This is a genomic window from Nonomuraea sp. NPDC050153 (assembly GCF_044460125.1).
GTDB lineage: Bacteria > Actinomycetota > Actinomycetes > Streptosporangiales > Streptosporangiaceae > Nonomuraea.
This window is the reverse complement of record NZ_JBITJQ010000010.1, coordinates 167,447-183,361: the sequence shown is the minus strand read 5'-3', so window position 1 is coordinate 183,361 and position 15,915 is coordinate 167,447. Positions and strand designations below refer to the sequence as shown.

15 protein-coding genes are annotated in these 15,915 nt (G+C 70.7%); 9 read left to right on the top strand and 6 right to left on the bottom strand.

The genetic code is table 11. The annotated features are described in order from the left end of the window. Positions 1-12 precede the first annotated feature (12 nt). Together ACIBQ1_RS25510 and kynU are read left to right on the top strand one after the other, a co-directional pair. Positions 13-1,101: an ABC transporter substrate-binding protein gene (locus tag ACIBQ1_RS25510; RefSeq protein WP_397281271.1), complete on the top strand. Its 1,089-nt coding sequence runs from the start codon at positions 13-15 to the stop codon at positions 1,099-1,101. Next, complete coding sequence (gene kynU / locus ACIBQ1_RS25505; protein WP_397281510.1) at positions 1,102-2,298, top strand: kynureninase; 1,197 nt, start codon at positions 1,102-1,104, stop codon at positions 2,296-2,298. On the opposite strand, the gene ACIBQ1_RS25500 is transcribed toward kynU, so the two are convergent. Both ACIBQ1_RS25500 and ACIBQ1_RS25495 read right to left on the bottom strand, forming a co-directional pair. Beyond that, positions 2,291-2,671, bottom strand: a complete 381-nt coding sequence (locus ACIBQ1_RS25500; RefSeq protein WP_397281268.1) for an MmcQ/YjbR family DNA-binding protein — start codon at positions 2,669-2,671, stop codon at positions 2,291-2,293. The two genes, kynU and ACIBQ1_RS25500, sit on opposite strands and share 8 nt — an antisense overlap. Next, positions 2,668-3,699, bottom strand: coding sequence for a DUF2293 domain-containing protein (locus ACIBQ1_RS25495; RefSeq protein WP_397281267.1), 1,032 nt, complete (start codon positions 3,697-3,699; stop codon positions 2,668-2,670). The genes ACIBQ1_RS25500 and ACIBQ1_RS25495 overlap by 4 nt, the downstream gene beginning before the upstream one ends. A 114-nt stretch (positions 3,700-3,813) precedes the next feature. Here ACIBQ1_RS25495 and ACIBQ1_RS25490 point away from each other — a divergent pair, with 114 nt between their 5' ends. After that, positions 3,814-4,620, top strand: a complete 807-nt coding sequence (locus tag ACIBQ1_RS25490) for an FKBP-type peptidyl-prolyl cis-trans isomerase (protein WP_397281265.1) — start codon at positions 3,814-3,816, stop codon at positions 4,618-4,620. A gap of 38 nt (positions 4,621-4,658) precedes the next feature. On the opposite strand, the gene ACIBQ1_RS25485 is transcribed toward ACIBQ1_RS25490, so the two are convergent. Then, a complete protein-coding gene (locus tag ACIBQ1_RS25485) occupies positions 4,659-5,555 on the bottom strand; it encodes a M23 family metallopeptidase (protein WP_397281264.1) in 897 nt (298 codons plus the stop codon). Positions 5,556-5,664: 109 nt separating this feature from the next. Here ACIBQ1_RS25485 and ACIBQ1_RS25480 point away from each other — a divergent pair, with 109 nt between their 5' ends. Then, positions 5,665-8,367 (top strand): BTAD domain-containing putative transcriptional regulator, encoded by a 2,703-nt coding sequence (locus ACIBQ1_RS25480; protein ID WP_397281262.1) that lies wholly within the window; start codon positions 5,665-5,667, stop codon positions 8,365-8,367. A 121-nt stretch (positions 8,368-8,488) separates the two neighbouring features. Here ACIBQ1_RS25480 and ACIBQ1_RS25475 read toward each other — a convergent pair whose 3' ends face one another. Beyond that, positions 8,489-9,835 carry an NERD domain-containing protein gene (locus ACIBQ1_RS25475; RefSeq protein WP_397281261.1) on the bottom strand — a complete coding sequence of 449 codons (1,347 nt, stop codon included), beginning with the start codon at positions 9,833-9,835 and terminating at the stop codon, positions 8,489-8,491. Positions 9,836-9,896: 61 nt separating this feature from the next. Between ACIBQ1_RS25475 and ACIBQ1_RS25470 the strand changes: the two genes are divergently transcribed. The 3 genes from ACIBQ1_RS25470 to ACIBQ1_RS25460 all read left to right on the top strand — a co-directional run bounded on the left by ACIBQ1_RS25470 (position 9,897) and on the right by ACIBQ1_RS25460 (position 11,758). Beyond that, positions 9,897-10,514 (top strand): type 1 glutamine amidotransferase family protein, encoded by a 618-nt coding sequence (locus ACIBQ1_RS25470; protein ID WP_397281260.1) that lies wholly within the window; start codon positions 9,897-9,899, stop codon positions 10,512-10,514. Then, positions 10,511-10,963, top strand: a complete 453-nt coding sequence (locus ACIBQ1_RS25465; RefSeq protein WP_397281258.1) for a MarR family winged helix-turn-helix transcriptional regulator — start codon at positions 10,511-10,513, stop codon at positions 10,961-10,963. The genes ACIBQ1_RS25470 and ACIBQ1_RS25465 overlap by 4 nt, the downstream gene beginning before the upstream one ends. Positions 10,964-11,491: 528 nt before the next feature. Then, positions 11,492-11,758, top strand: a complete 267-nt coding sequence (locus ACIBQ1_RS25460) for a hypothetical protein (protein ID WP_397281256.1) — start codon at positions 11,492-11,494, stop codon at positions 11,756-11,758. Positions 11,759-11,939: 181 nt separating this feature from the next. Here the strand turns inward: ACIBQ1_RS25460 and ACIBQ1_RS25455 are convergent, their stop codons facing one another. Then, on the bottom strand, positions 11,940-12,437 hold the full coding sequence (locus tag ACIBQ1_RS25455) for a C40 family peptidase (protein WP_397281254.1): 498 nt from the start codon (positions 12,435-12,437) through the stop codon (positions 11,940-11,942). Between the two features lie 451 nt (positions 12,438-12,888). On the opposite strand from ACIBQ1_RS25455, the gene ACIBQ1_RS25450 reads away from it, so the two are divergent. Next, positions 12,889-13,155, top strand: a complete 267-nt coding sequence (locus tag ACIBQ1_RS25450) for a hypothetical protein (RefSeq protein WP_397281252.1) — start codon at positions 12,889-12,891, stop codon at positions 13,153-13,155. A 281-nt stretch (positions 13,156-13,436) separates the two neighbouring features. After that, positions 13,437-13,778 carry an STAS domain-containing protein gene (locus tag ACIBQ1_RS25445; protein ID WP_397281251.1) on the top strand — a complete coding sequence of 114 codons (342 nt, stop codon included), beginning with the start codon at positions 13,437-13,439 and terminating at the stop codon, positions 13,776-13,778. Here ACIBQ1_RS25445 and ACIBQ1_RS25440 read toward each other — a convergent pair. Continuing rightward, positions 13,763-15,910: a germacradienol/geosmin synthase gene (locus tag ACIBQ1_RS25440; protein WP_397281249.1), complete on the bottom strand. Its 2,148-nt coding sequence runs from the start codon at positions 15,908-15,910 to the stop codon at positions 13,763-13,765. The genes ACIBQ1_RS25445 and ACIBQ1_RS25440 overlap by 16 nt on opposite strands. Between the last annotated feature and the right edge of the window lie 5 nt (positions 15,911-15,915).

Genomic DNA, 15,915 nt, shown 5'->3' with positions numbered 1-15,915 from the left:
GCAGAGTGAACCATGCGCGCATCCGTCCTGGGATTGGTGGTGCTGATGGCCGCCGGTTGCGGCGGGGCGGTGCCGCTCTCGGCCGCGGGCGAGGCCCCGGTCAGGGTCGGCGCGATCATCTCGCAGACCGGGGTGTACGCCGTGCTCGGCGACGACATGGAGGCCGCCATGCGCCTCTACCTGGACGACCACGGAGGACGCCTGGCCGGACGGCCGGCCAGGCTGGTCGTGGCCGATGACGCGGGCAACCCGGAGGAGGGCCAGAAGCAGGCCAGGCGGCTCATCGAGGACGATGGCGTGGACGTGATCACCGGGCTGATCGCCTCGCCCGTCGCCGAGTCGGTGGTCAAGGTGGCGGGCCGCACGCCCGTGGTGATCGCCAACGCGGGCGCCGACGCGCTGGGCGGCCCCGACGTCTACCGCGTCTCGTACACCAACCGCGCCCACGGCTACGCGGCCGGGCGCTACGCCGCCGAGCGCTACGGCAAGGAGGGCGTGGTGCTCATGGCCTCCGACTACTCCGCGGGCGCCGAGACGCTCAGGGGCTTCACCGAGGGATACGGCGCGCAGCCGCTCAAACGGATCCTGACGCCCTACGGCAGGGTCACGGACCTGGAGCCGTACTTCGCGCAGATCCCGCCCGACACGAAGCTCCTGTACGCGTTCTACGCCGGCGGCGAGGCGGTCGAGTTCCTGAAGGGGTACCGGCAGCACGCCTCCAAGATCACGTTACTGGGCTGCCAGAACCTCACGGACGAGGACGTCCTGCGCGCCGTCGGCAGGGAGGCCGAGGGCATCACCACGGTCGGCATGTACTCGCCCGCGCTGGACAACCCGGACAACGCCGCGTTCGTGGCCCGGTGGCGGGCCAAGACCGGCCGCAACCCGTCGGCGGTCGCGCTCCAGAGCTGGGACGCCATGCGGCTCATCGACCGGGGACTGGCCGCGAACGGGGGACTGGCGGGAGCGGGCGAGCTGGACGGCCCGCGCGGGACGTTCCGGCTGGACGCGAACCACAACCCGGTGCAGAACTGGTACGTCCGCGAGTACCAGAATGGCGTGAACCGGATAATCGCCACCATCCCCCCGCAACAGGAGTGAATCGTGGATCGCGAACAGTGCCTCGCTCTCGACGCCACCGACCCGCTGCGGGGATTCAAGGACGAGTTCGTGCTGCCGGAGGGGGTCGTCTACCTCGTCGGCAACTCGCTCGGCGCGCTGCCCCGCCGTACCGCCGAGCGGGTGCGACAGACGGTCGAGGACGAGTGGGGCAGGCAGCTCGTCGGCGGCTGGAACCAGGCCGGCTGGTACGCGCAGCCGCTGACCGCGGGCGACCGGCTGGCCCCGCTGATCGGCGCGGGCCCCGGGCAGGTCGTGGTGGGCAACACCACCTCGATCGCGGTCTTCCAGGCGGTGGCGGCGGCGCTGCGGCTGCGCCCCGACCGCCGGGTGATCGTCTCCGACGTCCGGAACTTCCCCACCGACCACTACATGGTCCAGGGGCTGGCCGGGCTGCTCGGCGGCTACCAGGTGCGCGACTTCGCCGAGGGGCGCTTCGACGACGCGGCCGTGGTGCTGCTGTCGGAGGTCGACTACCGCACCGGGGCCCGCCACGACGTGCCGTCGGTCACCGCCCGGGTGCACGAGGCCGGCGCGCTGATGGTCTGGGACGTGTGCCACAGCGTGGGCGCCATGGACGTGGACGTCTCGGGGGCCGACTTCGCGGTGGGATGCACGTACAAGTACCTCAACGCGGGGCCGGGCGCGCCCGCCTTCCTCTACGTCAACCCGCGGCACCACGCCGCCGCCGAGAACGTGCTGTCCGGCTGGCACGGGCACGCCGAGCCGTTCGCGTTCGAGCCCGGTTACCGCCCGGCCGAGGGCGTCAGGCGGTTCTCGGTGGGCACCCCGCACGTGCTGTCGTTCGCGGCGCTGGAGGCGGCGCTCGACGTGTGGGAGCGGGTGCCGATGGACCAGGTGCGGGCCAAGAGCATGGCGTTGACCTCGCTCTTCGTGGACCTGGTCGGCGACGCGCTGGAGCTGGTCTCGCCCGCCGACGCCGCCGCCCGCGGCAGCCAGGTGAGCTTCCGCCACCCCGACGGCTACCCGGTGATGCGGGCGCTGATCGACCGGGGCGTGCACGGGGACTTCCGGGCGCCGGACATCCTCAGGTTCGGCTTCGCGCCGCTCTACATCGGCTACGCCGACGTCCACGACGCCGCGGCCACGCTGCTCGAAGTGCTGGACAAGGAGCTGTGGCGGGACGAGCGGTACGCCACGCGCCTGGCGGTCACCTGACCGGGTTCTCGTCCAGCTGTTTGACCGCCCGCTTCGGGGCGACGGCCCGGTAGCTCTCCTCCACCCAGTCGAGCAGCACGTCCGTCTCGGGCAGCTCCGCCAGGAACGGCACGGTCACCCACCCCGCCTTGCCGAGCCCGTGACCGGTGGGCGCCGCCCCCTCGACGGTCAGCGCGTGGCCGTGGGCCTCCGAGACCAGCTTCACGCTGAACATCGGGTCCCACTTCTCGGTCTGCTCCTCGATGCCGAGGAAGAGGAAGACCTTCTTGTTCGCCTTGACGACGGTCTCGCCCCACGGGTGCTCCTCGTGGGCCTCGGGCAGCCCGAGCGCGAAGGCGCGCAACTCTTCCCGTACGTCGTGCCAGTCGCTCATCCGCGGAACTCCTCCAGCTTGCGCTCGATGCGTCCTCTGATCCTCTCCCTGGCATCCATCCTGGGCACGCCGGACATGAGCAGCCGGTCGTAGTCGGTGTCGAGGTGCCTGATGGAGGCGATGACCGCCAGCGTGATGGCGTTCTCGTCGAGCGCCTTGGCCGCCGCCGTCCTGCCCACCCGGCCGCTGCCGCGCTGGGCGGCGTGCTCGGCGATCTCCCGGGCCCGCTCCCGGGGGCAGCCGGGGAACAGCCTGGCGATCTCGGCCGCCATCCTGGCCTGGAAGTCGACGTCCTGCTCGGCCCTGCGGACGCGGTCGCGCTCGCGGCGGCGCTCGCGCACCTCCTCGTCGGCCAGGCACCGTTCCTCCGCGGCGGCCAGCGCGGCCTCCTCCACCAGCAGGCCGAGGCGCTGGTAGACCTTGCGCCGCCGGTTGAACTGCACGACCACCGCCGCCAGGCCGCTCTCCTGCTTGGCCCGCCGGCTGAGCGCGGCGTTCCCGGCCGGCAGGAACACCAGATGGTCCATGTCCGCGCAGGTCAGGCAGTGCGACTGGTCCTCCTCCACGATCAGGTAGGGGCCGGTGTCGCCGCAGGAGGCGCACGTCCAGGCGTTGAGCGGGGCCACCGCCACCAGGTCGGGCACCTTGGGCTCGCTCAGCTTGCGGACCCTGGCCTCGCTGAGGTCGGGCGCGAGCCAGTGCACGCGGAACGGCTCCTGCCCGTCCCCGGAGGTGAAGCGCAGGTCGCGGCGGTCGCGGGTGCCGGCCACGTACGGGGAGTCCACCGGCCTGAGCCCCTTGGCCAGCGCCCACTCCTTCAGCAGGGCGGCCGTCGTGCGCAGGCGGTCCTCGTCGACGGCCGCGAGCTCGGCCAGCGTGGCGACCCGGCCCTGCCGCCAGGTGTCCACGTGCCTGGAGTGCAGCCAGCGCAGGCCCGTCACCACGTCGATGAACGTCACGTACTTCCGCGTGGTCAGCGCGATCTCGGCCGCCTCCGCGACTCTCCGCGCCAAGTTGGGCTTGCTCATGGACCCCAGTCTCCCGCGCCTTTGTCGTGAGATGGGGAGACCCGCAGCTTTGCTTTTGCCCATCGCGGCAAGTAACACGTCCGGACCACCGGCCTTGAGGCCATGGAGGATATCGTGCGCCTGTTCCTGCCGGCCGTGCTCATGCTCGCCACCTCGTGCGGCCTGGCTGAGGAGGGCACGCAGCCCGTCGTCACGGGCGCGTTCGGCACCAAGCCGGTCGTGGCCATTCCCAAGGGCAGTCCGGGCCCCACCCCGCGGATCACCGTGCTGTCGACGGGTAGTGGGCGGCGCACGCTGCCGGGTGACGTGGTCCTCGCCGACGTGGACATCCGGCGCTGGTCGGGCAATCAGCCGTACCTGAGCACGTACGACGGCCACCAGCCCACCTCGGTCGTCTTCGACGGCAGGCAGGTGTCGGAGACCTGGCGGCAGTCGCTCATCGGCCGGCCGGCGGGCAGCAGGGTCATGCTGGTCAGCCCCGCGGGCGAGGCCCTCGGCCCGGACGCGCCGCTCACGCCGACCGATCTCTCGCCCACCGACACGCTGGTGCTGGTCTTCGACATCCTGGGCGGCTACCCGCCCGACGCCCGGCTGGTCGGCCGCACCCTGCCGGTGATCCCGGCGGACCTCGTGCCGGGCTCGCCGCCCCGCACGCTCATCGACGGCTCCGGCGAGGACGTCGTGGCCGGTTCGAAGGTGGTGGTCCAGTACGTGGCCGCGTCATGGCCCGAGCGGAAGGTCCTGGACTCGTCCTACCGGAGGGGCGGGCCGAGCGCGTTCACGCTGAAGGAAGGGGACGTGCCCGACGGCTGGCTGAGCGCGCTCGTGGGCCGGCGGGTCGGGAGCCGGATAGCGGTGTCCTCTTCCGGCGACGAGCCGTCGCTCTACGTGATAGATGTGCTGGGTACGGTCCATGTATGAGAGGGGCCGGAAAGGTTCACCCGGCCCCTCCGCTCTCGTCAGCCGCAGTGTTCGAACGCGCTGTCGTACGTCGAGGAGCCGGCCTTGCCGCCCCACTTGACGCACTTGCCGGCCGCCGAGGCGACGACCGGTCCCGCGTAGTAGCCGAAGTTGCCCGAGTCGGTCTTTCTCGTACTCCCCTGCACCTCCAGGTAGGCCGACGTGGCGGTGGCCGTGCCGACGTTCTTGTACTTCAGCGTGGTCACGCAGTTGTTGCCGTTGGAGGAGTTGTAGAGCAGGTAGACGGCGCCGTCGCTGCCGAGCGTGGCCGAGTCGATCACGTCGTAGCCCGAGCCGCAGACCTCCGTCGGGGTGTGCGGGTTACCGCAGTTCTTCGAGGTCACCGACTGCTGCGGATACCCGAACGTGACGCCGTTGAAGACGGCCTTCTGGATGTTGGCCGGGTAGTCGGTGCCCAGCCGCACCTCGTAGTGCAGGTGGGGGCTGATGTTGTTGCCCGGCTTGCTGGTGTTGCCGACCGTGCCGATCTGCTGGCCCTGCGAGACCGCCTGGCCCTGGCTGACCGTACGGGAGTTCAGGTGGGCGTAGTACGTGGTCCAGCCGCCGCCGTGGTCGATCTTGACGAGGTTGCCGTAACCGTTGGTCGAGCCCTGGTGCGCGGAGATCACCACGGTTCCCGCCGCGGCCGCCACCACGGTGTCGCCGAGGTCGGCGTCCGCGGTGCTGCCCCGGTTGAAGTCGATCTCCCACGACTCGTGCGCGCTGCTGTTGCTGGAGTTGCCCGTCCAGGTCTGGTTGCAGGGGAAGGGCAGTTGGAAGTTCGTGGCCAGGATCTGCGCGTCCGACTCCGGCACCGGGTCGGCCGCGGCGACTGAGGTCGTGCCGAGGCTGAGTAACAAGGCGAGGCCCGCGACCATTGCTGCGCTGAGCTTCATGGGGTGATCCTTTCCCGTGGGATCTCTGAGACCCAGGGTCTGGACAAAGCGCACATGAATCGTCCAGAACCGATACAGGAAGTTGTCAGACCTCCGTAGAGGAGCCGATGTGTCGGTCACCTTCCACGTGCTCGGGCCGCTGGAGGTCCGTCGCGATGGCCGTCCCGTCCGGATCTCCGGCAGGAAGCCCCGCATGTTGCTGGCGACGCTGCTGCTCGACGCGGGCCGCGTGGTCGGCGCCGATCGGCTCGCCGAGGTGCTCTGGCCGCACCGCCCGCCCCGTTCCGCCCAGGCGAATCTCCGTACGTACGTCAGCTCGCTCCGCTCCGACCTCGGGCCCTCGCTCTTACGGGCCGACGGGGCCGGTTACGCGATCGACGTGGGCGGCGGCGCGCTCGACCTGCTGGAGTTCGAGGCCCTGGTGGACCGGGGCGAGTTCGCCGAGGCGCTCGCGCTCTGGCGCGGGGCGCCGCTGTCCGACCTGCCCGGCAGCCCCGTCTGGGAGCGCCGCCTCGAACCCCTCCACCAGGTGCGCCTGCGTGCCGCCGAGGCGCTGATCGGGCGGCGGATCGAGCGCGGGGACCACGACGGGGCCGTGTCCGAGCTGCGCGGGCTGCTGGCCGAGCACCCGTACCGCGAGGACCTGTGGGGGCGCCTGGTGCTGACCCTGCACAGGGGCGGCAGGAAGGCCGAGGCCCTGCGTGCCTACGCCGCGGTCAGGGCCCAGCTCGTGGACGAGCTCGGCGTCGAGCCGGGGGCCGACCTGCGCGGGGCGTACGAGCTGATCCTGGCGGACGAGGCGCTGCCCGCCGTGCCCCGTCAGCTCCCGCCCGGCCTGCCCGACTTCACCGGCCGGGCCGGCGAGATGAGCGCGCTGGGCCGGCCGTTCGCCATCGCGGTGATCTCGGGGCCGCCGGGGTCGGGCAAGTCGGCGCTGGCCGTGCAGGCGGCGCACGCCCTGTGCGGCGCCTACCCCTCCGGGCAGCTCCACCTGGAGCTCGGCCTCAGGGAACCGGGTGACCTGCTGGCCGAGGCGCTCAGGGCGCTCGGCGTTCCCGGCCTGCCGCCGACCGTGGGCGAGCGGTCCGCGCTGTTCAGGTCGCTGCTGGCCGGGCGGCCGATGCTGGTGCTGCTCGACGACGCCCGCGACGCGGACCAGGTGCGCCCGCTGCTGCCCGGCAACGGCAGCGCGGTGATCGTCACCAGCCGGCGCCGCATCACCGAGCTGCCGGGCGCGGTGCTGGTCCAGCTCGGACCGCTGGCGCCTGACGAGGCGCTGTCCCTGATCGGCTCCATCGCAGGCGGGGACCGGATGGCCCGCGAGCGCGAGGCCGCGCTGGCCATCGTGGCCGCCTGCGGAGGGCTGCCGCTGGCCGTCAGGAACGCGGGCACGCGCCTGGCCGCCCGGCCCGGATGGTCGCTGTCGGTGCTCAGGCAGCGGCTGGAGGACGACTGGCTCGGCGAGCTGCGCGACGTGCGGGCCAGCTTCGACGACGGGTACGCGCGCCTGCCAGCGGAGGCCGCTCGCACGCTCGCGACGTTCGGCCTGCTCGGCACGCCCGCGCAGCCCGGATGGGTGGTCGACGCGGCGCTCGGGCGGCACGGGGCCGACGACGTGACCGACCTGCTGGTGGACGTCAACCTGCTGGACCTGGTCGGCACCGACGCGGTGGGCCAGCCGCGCTACCGCGTCCCCGGCCTCGTCGGCCGCCACGCCCTCGAACGCGGCCCGTCACTCGCGCTCGGGCGGGAGGGCGGCGGGCCCCGGCTGGAGGCGGTGGGCAGGGTGCTGGCGGCGTGGACGGCGACCGCGGAGCACGCCATGGCGCGGCTGCCGACCACCGTGTTCAGCCTCACGGCCGCCAGGGCGCCGCGCTGGCGGCTGCCCGGTCGCACGCTCGACCGGCTGACCGCCGACCCGGTCGCGTGGTTCGAGGCCGAGCACGAGGCGCTGGCCCAGGCGGTGGACGTGGCGGCCGAGACGGGGCTCGCGGAGTCGGCGTGGGGGCTGGCCGCCGCCATGGTCCCGTACCTCGACCTGCACTGCCATCTCGGCACCTGGCGGCGCACCCACACGGCCGCCCTGGCCGCCGCGCGGGCGGCCGGCGACAGGTACGGCGAGGCCGCCATGCTCAGGGGCCTGGCGCAGGTCAGCCTCTACCAGGACCGGTACGAGGAGGCGGCCGAGGGCTTCACCCGCTCCCGCCGGATATTCGCCGACCTGGGGGACCGGAGGGCCGAGGCCACCTCCATCTGCGGGCTCGGGGCCGTGAGCCAGTTCCGTGGCCGGCCCGAGCTCTCGCTCGCCCATTTCAGGGACGCGCTGTCCGTCTTCCTGGCCACCGGGGACCGGCACGGCGAGGCGTTCGCCCGCCAGGCCATCGGCCGGGCCTGCCTGAAGGCGGGAGACCTGGTACAGGCGTCGGAGTCGCTCGGCCAGGCCATGCGGCTGGCCCAGGAACTGGGGGACGCTCATCGGGAGGGCTGCGTGTGCCTCCAGATGGGCCATCTGCACCAGGCGATGTCGTTCCACCAGCACGCCCTGGAGATCTTCGAGTCGCTGGGGGACCGGCACTGCGGGGCGTACGCGCTGCAGAGCCTGGCCGGGCTGCAGGCGGCGCGCGGGGACCTGACGCGGGCATCCACCGGGCTGGAGCGGTCGCTGGAGATCTTCCACGAGCTCGGCGACCTCAGCGGCGAGGCGTCCTCCACGCAGCTGCTGGGCGAGCTGTACCGCATGGCCGGCCGCACGGGGCTGGCGCACACCTATCTCAGCCACGCCAGCGCGCTGCGCCGCAGCCTCCCCGTCTAGCGTGCCGCTCTTACTCCTGCTCAGTGTCAAGGGACGGTTCTGGAAGCCGTACCACTGCGTGCTGCCGGGGTCGCTCGTGAGTCGGGCAGATCAAAACCTTCGACAGGGCGCAGTCGTATGGTCATGATCGGGACACCAGACGACGTACGAGTCGCTTGAGGCGGGACTCCTGGAGGGGCGCGGCTTCAAGGGCGTCAAGGGCCTCCGCGGCGGTCGGGCGCTTGGCCGGGGAGTGGTCGAGCATCCTGCGCACGACCTCCGGCACGTCGGGGCCGTGGGCGTCGGCGCTGGTCGGGAACTGGCCCGTGAGGAGCTGGTAGGCGATCGCGCCGGCCGCGTAGACGTCGGAGGCGGTCGTCATGAGGTCGGGCCGCTCCTGGCACTCGGGCGCCACGTAATGCGCGTCGAGCACGTTGCCCAGCTCGTGGGCGACGGTGTAGTTGCGCGGGCCCGGCTTGGCGTAGTCGAACCCGGTCAGCACCGCGTGCCCGTCGTCGGTGACCAGGACGGAGGCGGGGGTCAGCGCCCGGTGCACGACGCCGTGCGCGTGGGCGTGGGCCAGCCCGCGCAGCAGGTCCTGGATCACGCCCAGCCGGTCGCCCTGGCCCAACGACAGCTGCAGCGCCTCGCCGTGCACGTCGTCCAGCACCAGCACGAACCGGCTCTCGTCGTCGATGGCGAAGAAGTCGCGCGAGCGCACCACGCACGGGTGCGGGGGGATCCTGGCCAGGGTCTGGTACGCGTTGGCGATGCGCTGCCGCTCGGCCGCCCGCGCACGGTGGTCGGCCAGCGGGTCGGCCTGGTAGACGCGCAGCAGCACGGTCTCGCTGCCCGGCAGCGTGGCGTTGAACGCACGGTATTCGGTGATCTTGGTGTCGCCGCCGAGCTGCTCCTCGACCTCCCAGTTGCCGAACCTCGGCGGGGCGGTGCTGCGGCGTACGGTCTGGTTGAGGGCGTCGAGGATCGCGGTGAGGTACGGCTTGGTGTGCGGGCTGCAGCCGCGCCTGACCCTGGAGACGTCGCTCAGCGTGGCGAGCAGGCCGGGCAGGTCGGTGACGTTGACCGCGTCGCGCCCGGCCGGGTCGATCAGCTCGGCGTCGGGCGAGGAGAGCACGACCAGGCTGTCGACGTAGACCCGCTCCAGCTGGGTGGCCTTGGACACCAGCAGGCCCTTCAGCGCCTTGGCGGTGCCCCGCAGCTTGGCCACGGGAGAGCCGAACGCCTCCCTGCGCGGCGGGAACCAGCGCGTGCCCGACACCTCGATGCGGCCCCTGGTGCCCTTGACGTCGACGACCACGATCGAGTGGCCGGTCATCACGATCAGGTCGACCTCGAAGACGTCGTGGCCGCGCGGAACCTCGATGTTGTGCAGCAGCAGCCAGTCGGCGGGCGCCTGGTCGCGCAGATAAGCGATCACCCGCCGTTCGGCGTCGTTGACCGGACGTCCCCCGCCGACGATCTCTGCCATGAGGAGTATCCTCCCACGATTGCGCATTGACAGTATGTTGTCGAAATGACAAGATGTTGTCATGAAGGGAATCGTGCACCACGCCGTTTATGACACGTTCGCCGACTGGGAGACCGGGCACGCGACCGCGCACCTGCGCAACGGGCGCTACCAGCGCGAGCCGGGCGGCTACGAGATCGTCACCGTGGGCCTCACCACGGACCCCGTCGTCAGCATGGGCGGGCTGCGCGTCACCCCTGACCTGTCGCTCGACCAGCTCTCGCCCGGGTCGAGCGCGCTGCTCATCCTGCCCGGGGCCGACCTGTGGGACGCCGGCCCGGCGCTGGCGCCGTTCGCCGCCAAGGCCGGGGAGTTCCTGGAGGCGGGTGTGCCGGTGGCGGCCATCTGCGGCGCCACCGCCGGGCTCGCCCGCGAGGGGTTGCTGGACGGGCGCGACCACACGAGCGCGGTGCTGCCGTATCTGGCGGCGCAGGAGGGCTACGCGGGCGCCGGGCACTACCTCGACCGGGACGCGGTGCTCGGGGGCGACCTCATCACGGCGGGTCCCACGGAGCCGGTGGCGTTCGCGCGGGAGATCTTCCGCCGGCTCGACGTCTACCGTCCGGAGGTGCTGGACGCGTGGTTCCGGCTGTTCGGGAGCAGTGACGCGTCGGCGTTCGAGGTGTTGATGGCGGCATGACCGACTCGTTCTCGGCGGAGCTGCTTTCGGGCCTGGCGCTGGGCTCCTTCCGGCTCAACGGGCAGTTCCTCCAGGTGGCGGAGGGGCTGGCCCGCCCGGCGGGGATGACGGCGGCCTGGTGGCAGGTGCTCGGGGCGGTCCTGCGGGATCCGCTTCCGGTGGCCGGGGTGGCCCGCGTCATGGGGATGACCAGGCAGGGGGTGCAGCGGATCGCGGACCTGCTGGTGGAGCGGGGGCTGGCCGAATACCAGCCCAACCCGGCGCACCGGCGCGCCAAGCTCCTCCAGCCCACGGCCGCCGGGCGCGAGGCCATCGCCAAGATCACCCCCGGCCACCAGGCGTTCGCCGATCGGCTGGTGAAGGAGCTGGGAGCGGACGCGGCCCGCGACTGCCTCGCCGCCCTCCACCGCCTCTCCACCGCCCTGGACCACCTCGCCACCCCACCGTGACGGGGTCCCTGGCGCGACGCCGTCCGTACGCCGCGACAGCCCGCTCACCAGCTGGGTGACGGGGCAAGTGGCGGGGCGGAATTCATGGTCGTTTTTGTATCCCGGCGTACGTACAAGGGTCATCATCTCACCTCCGTATTGCGGGAACTCGGCGGCCGTCTTCGCCGCTTTGTTCGTCCCTCGCGTCAGCCTCAGGAGGGCGCTCCGGGTGCGCCGGCAGGTGTGGGGGCGATTCTCAAGTTTCGGGTGATCGTTCGCTAAAAGGTGGTGCACGGCCGACCCATCAGGTGCGCGCCGAGCCAAAACAAATCCCGCCGTCCGGGCATCGGAGTTCGCGTGCGCGTAGCATTTCGTCGACGGGAATGAAAATTCGGCGCCAAGAAAGCGAGGTGCCTCCTTGACCTCGGCGATAGCTTTTTGAGTTGCAGTTCCCGCCGCCTGCCGCGATGGTTATTTCCGGCACCTCACAGCCCTGCACAAACGACTAGGCGACGGAATTTCCGCGCCGATCCATGGAGGAAACCACACATGATCCGTCGTATTCTGGCTGGTGCAGCAATCGCGGTCACCGCGCTCGGCTTCACCGCAACGGGCGCCTCGGCCAGTGTCGGGCCCAACCCGCACAACAGCGGTCAGTCCATTCTGAGCCAGCTGAGCGCCCTCGACGACCTGACCGCGCTCAACGACGTCCTCAACGACTCCGTGAAGTACGTCGACATCCTGACCCTCCTCCACCTGCAGGACATCGATGCCAACGTCCTGAACAACCAGGAGAACACGGGCGACAACAACTGACGACTCCTCGCGTGGCGTAGGCAGGAAGCCGATCGGCGCCTCTCCGGGAGGGAGCGCGTCCAGGCCAAGTTCGTCTTCCTGGTGCCTTGAGGTGAACCGCAGAACGGGCCGTGGAGATTCGCGAGGCCACGGCGCGGGCCCGGTGCGCACCGGGCCCTCCGTGTCCCGCGGCCCAGGTCGATCACTGCAGGAAGGCCTGGGCCGCGTGGCCGTTCGGGGCAGCGGAGCCCGGGGCGCCGCCGTCGTCCGTGGCCGCGGAATTCAGCGCATGGCCGTTCAGTCCGGCGCTGCTCGGCCGGACCACGCCGAGGAAGGTACGCCTGGCGAGCGGGTCCACCCGTACGGACTGCCCGCTGTACGGGGCGTGCACCATCCGCGTGGCGTCCACGACGATGCCGACGTGCTCGGGTCCGGGACTGTGAGAGTCGTTGTCGTAGAAGACCAGATCCCCGGGCTCCGCCTGCTCCCTGGGTATCCGGATACCGGAGCGCCACTGCTCCCGCGTGGTCGTGCCGACGTTCACCCCGGCCTGCGCCCAGGCGTATTCCGCGAGCCCGGAGCAGTCGAACCCCCACGTTCCGGCGCCTTTCCCGATGCCGAATCCCGGGCCGTTCACCCCGCCGCCGCCCCACGAGTACGGGACGCCGATCATCTCTATCGCCGCGCGTACCGCGATCATTCCGCCCGCCGACCTCCGGGCTTCCGCGGGAATGGCCGGGTCGGCATACAGAATCGCCGCTGCCAGTGCAATCGGCAGCAGTCGCCGTAGTCTATTCATGAAATATTCAGTGCTCCCGTCGACGCGCCACCGCCAGACCGTTCTCCCATAGCATTCCTCCTTCTCTATAGCGATAAAACGGACTTTGGGCATACGGGGTGTCCGTATAGCCATAAGCTGAAAAACTGCCTCCATGGCACCGCATGGCAAATCCGGGTAAGTCGTATATGTCTGGACGATCCGTGATCAACAATCAAGAAATTGGTGCGCGCATTTGACTCCGGCTTAGCGAAGTCGGGTTGCCACCCGTCGAGACGCCGCGAGAATGTTGCACCTGGAATCTCGCAGCCCGGTGCGAGTGATTCACGATGTCGCGCATCCCGCGCCGGTTCCGACGAAGGAGAAACTAGAAATGATGCGTCGCATTCTCGCTGGTGCAGCGATCGCGGGTTGCCTGCTCGGGTTCTCGGCCACGAGCGCATCCGCCGACGTCGGCCCCAACGCGTTCAACAAGAAGCAGCAGATCCTGAGTCAGCTGAGCCTCCTCGACGACCTCACGCTGGCCAACGACGTCCTCAACGACTCCGTCAAGTACATCGACGCCGCCACCGTCGGCCACCTGCAGGACATCGACATCAACCTGCTCAACAACCAGTCCCACGTGGGCGACAACAACTGAGCGCGTACGCCTGACCTGAGGGCGCTCCGGCAGCCACGGCCCCGTGGCGGCACCCTGCCGGAGCGCTCCCCAGGCAGGTGGCACCGTCCGCGTCGGATCTTCCGCGGCAGTCAAGGGCACGGCCATGCCGTGCCCTTCATAATTTCTCCCTAATTCGGTCATTTTCCGGCGAAAATTACATAGCCAAACATACTTCGTGTAACCTGGGTTCTGGTTATTTGCCGGAGCAGGCCAGTCGCAGGATTACACCCCCAGAGCGTGCGTGTTGGGGGGCGAAGAGCGTGAGCGTCCAAGAGCGGTTGCTCTATCAGGATGGGCAGCTGGCGATCACCGTGCGCGCGGCGCCCGGACCGCCGTCCGTGGCGTTGGTCGGCGAGATCGACGCCTCCAACAGCCCCGCGGTGGCCGACGCCCTGAAGGGGTGCCGCCGGGGCGCGTACATCGTCGTCGACACCGGCGAGCTGACCTTCATCGACGTCTCCGGGCTGCGCGTGCTCGTCATGCCCACGCTGCCGCCGGCGGAGCGATGGATCCGCCTGCACAATGTCACGCCGTACCAGCGCCGTCTGCTCCGCATGATGGGCTGGTTCTACGAACCCCGCACCCATCACCTGCCCGCGTAGGCCGCCGAGGTGCCGAGGCCGGTCGGCCCGCCCAGCCGCCGCTCGGGCACCCGGTTGTGGCGGCGCAGCGAGTCCTCGTCGTACCGGGAGCAGTTGTGGTGCCAGTGGAGTATCCCGGCCACCCAGTTCCGCAGCTCGTCCACGAACGCGTCGAGGTCGTGCCGGGCGTCCGCGTCGAGATCGAGGTTGTCGCACAGGACCGGCAGCTCGTGCTCGACGATGTGCTGGAACTGGCCCAGCCGCGAGGCGAGCAGGTCGGCCACGATGCCGAGCGCCGTCGGGTAGTCGCAGTCGAAGAAGTTCTGCACCACCAGGACGCTGTTGTGCAGCTCCCCCTCGAACTCGATCTCCTTCTGGTAGGAGAAGACGTCGTTGATCAGCGTCCCGACGTCGGAGACGGCGTTCTCCAGCGAGCGCATCGGCCCGCTCTCCAGCAGCTCCCGGGGGAGCCGCCGGCTGTTCCGCAGCCGGCTGAGGCGCATGGTCAGCTCGCTGCCGAAGGTCTGCCGCCGCATCTCGATGAAGTCCACGGGGTCGGGGATGTGGTTGGCGAACTGGTTGCCCAGCTCCCACAGCCAGCTCAGGCCCATGCTCTCGACCGACTCGCGGAGCTCGCGGCGCTCTTCGGGCGGCATCGGGCCCACCGTACGCGCCCAGACGTCGGCCAGGCCGCGCTCCAGCACGTTCGCGGGCGCGGGCGCGGGGGAGCCGTCCAGCGGCATGAACGCCGAGAACCGCTCCACCGCGATCCTGGCCGCCGCGAGGTTGCGGGAGCGGCCGAAGACGGCCGGGAAGTAGTCGTCCGCGTACGTCCCCCAGGTCAGCCAGTACGACGCCAGGTCCAGCTCCTCGGGAGTGCCGTCGGGATGCATGCCCGCGGCGCACAGCGGCAGGTCGATGTCGAGCAGCCGCCGCTCGTCCCATACGGTCGAGTCGGTGATCCCCATCTCCCTGCTCCAGGCCAGATTGCGCTGCCTGGCCGCGTCGAGATGGGGCGACAGGCGGAGCTGGAAGGGCACGTCCAGGTCGGGGATCCGCGCGGGCCCCACCCGCTGGTACGGCACGTGCGTGAAGCTGCGCAGGCGTTTGGCCCCCAAGAGGTTGACGATCGACGGCATGCCCAGCGGCTTGCGGGCGGCGACCCGCTTGTTCATGTACCGGCTGGAGCGCAGGTGCCACTCGTGCCCGCCCGACTGCCAGTCCTGCAGGCCCTTGACGTAGGCCAGCACGCCGGTCGCGGTGAGCGGGTCGACGCCGTACTCCACGAACAGCGGGCCCAGCTCACCCAGCGCCGTGTGCTCGAACTGCTGCAGCCGCGAGGTCAGCAGGTCGTTGACCGCGTCCGCGGCCTCCTGCGTGCCGCACCCCAGGAACCTCTCCAGCACCAGCACGCCGTTGCTCAGCTCGCCCTCGTCCCCGACCTCCCGCTCGTACGAGAACAGGTCGTTACGCAGGTGGACCCCGTCCGCGAAGGCGTCCTTCAGCACCCGCAGCGGCCGGGTCCCGGCGAGCCGGGCGGGCACCTCGGCGCCGACCGCGTGCTCGACCAGCCCAGCCGACCAGGGGGCCCCGCCGACCTTGCGGCGCATCTCGATGTACTCGACCGGGTTGGCCACCCGCCCCCGGTTCATGTTGGCCAGCTCCCAGAGCGACTCGTTCAGCAGGTTGCGAGTGCTCTCGGCGAAGCGCGCCCGCCAGTCCGCGGACCTGCTGGGCACCGTACGCGCCCACAGGTCGGCCAGTCCGGCCTCGACCGGGTTGGTGGGCTCGGGCATGGTCAGGTCATCGCCCATCGGCATGAACCGGGCGATGTGGTCGAGGTACGCCTTGCCACCCGCCAGGTCACCGCTGCGCTTGAAGACCTCCAGGAAGTGGTCGTCGAAGAAGAAGACCCACACGTACCAGTCGGTGATCAGGCAGAGCTCCTCGGCGTCGCAGTCGGGATGCGTGTACGCGCACAACAGCGCGTAGTCGTGGGCGTCGAGGTCGGCCTCCTCCCAGATGCCAGACCCTTCGGACATGCCCAGCTCGCGCGCCCACCGTTTGGAATGCGCGCGAGCCTCTTCGAGATGCGGGTTCAGCCGCGCCGGGTACGGCATGTAGAAGTCCGGCAGCTCGAACGGCTGACTCATGGCAA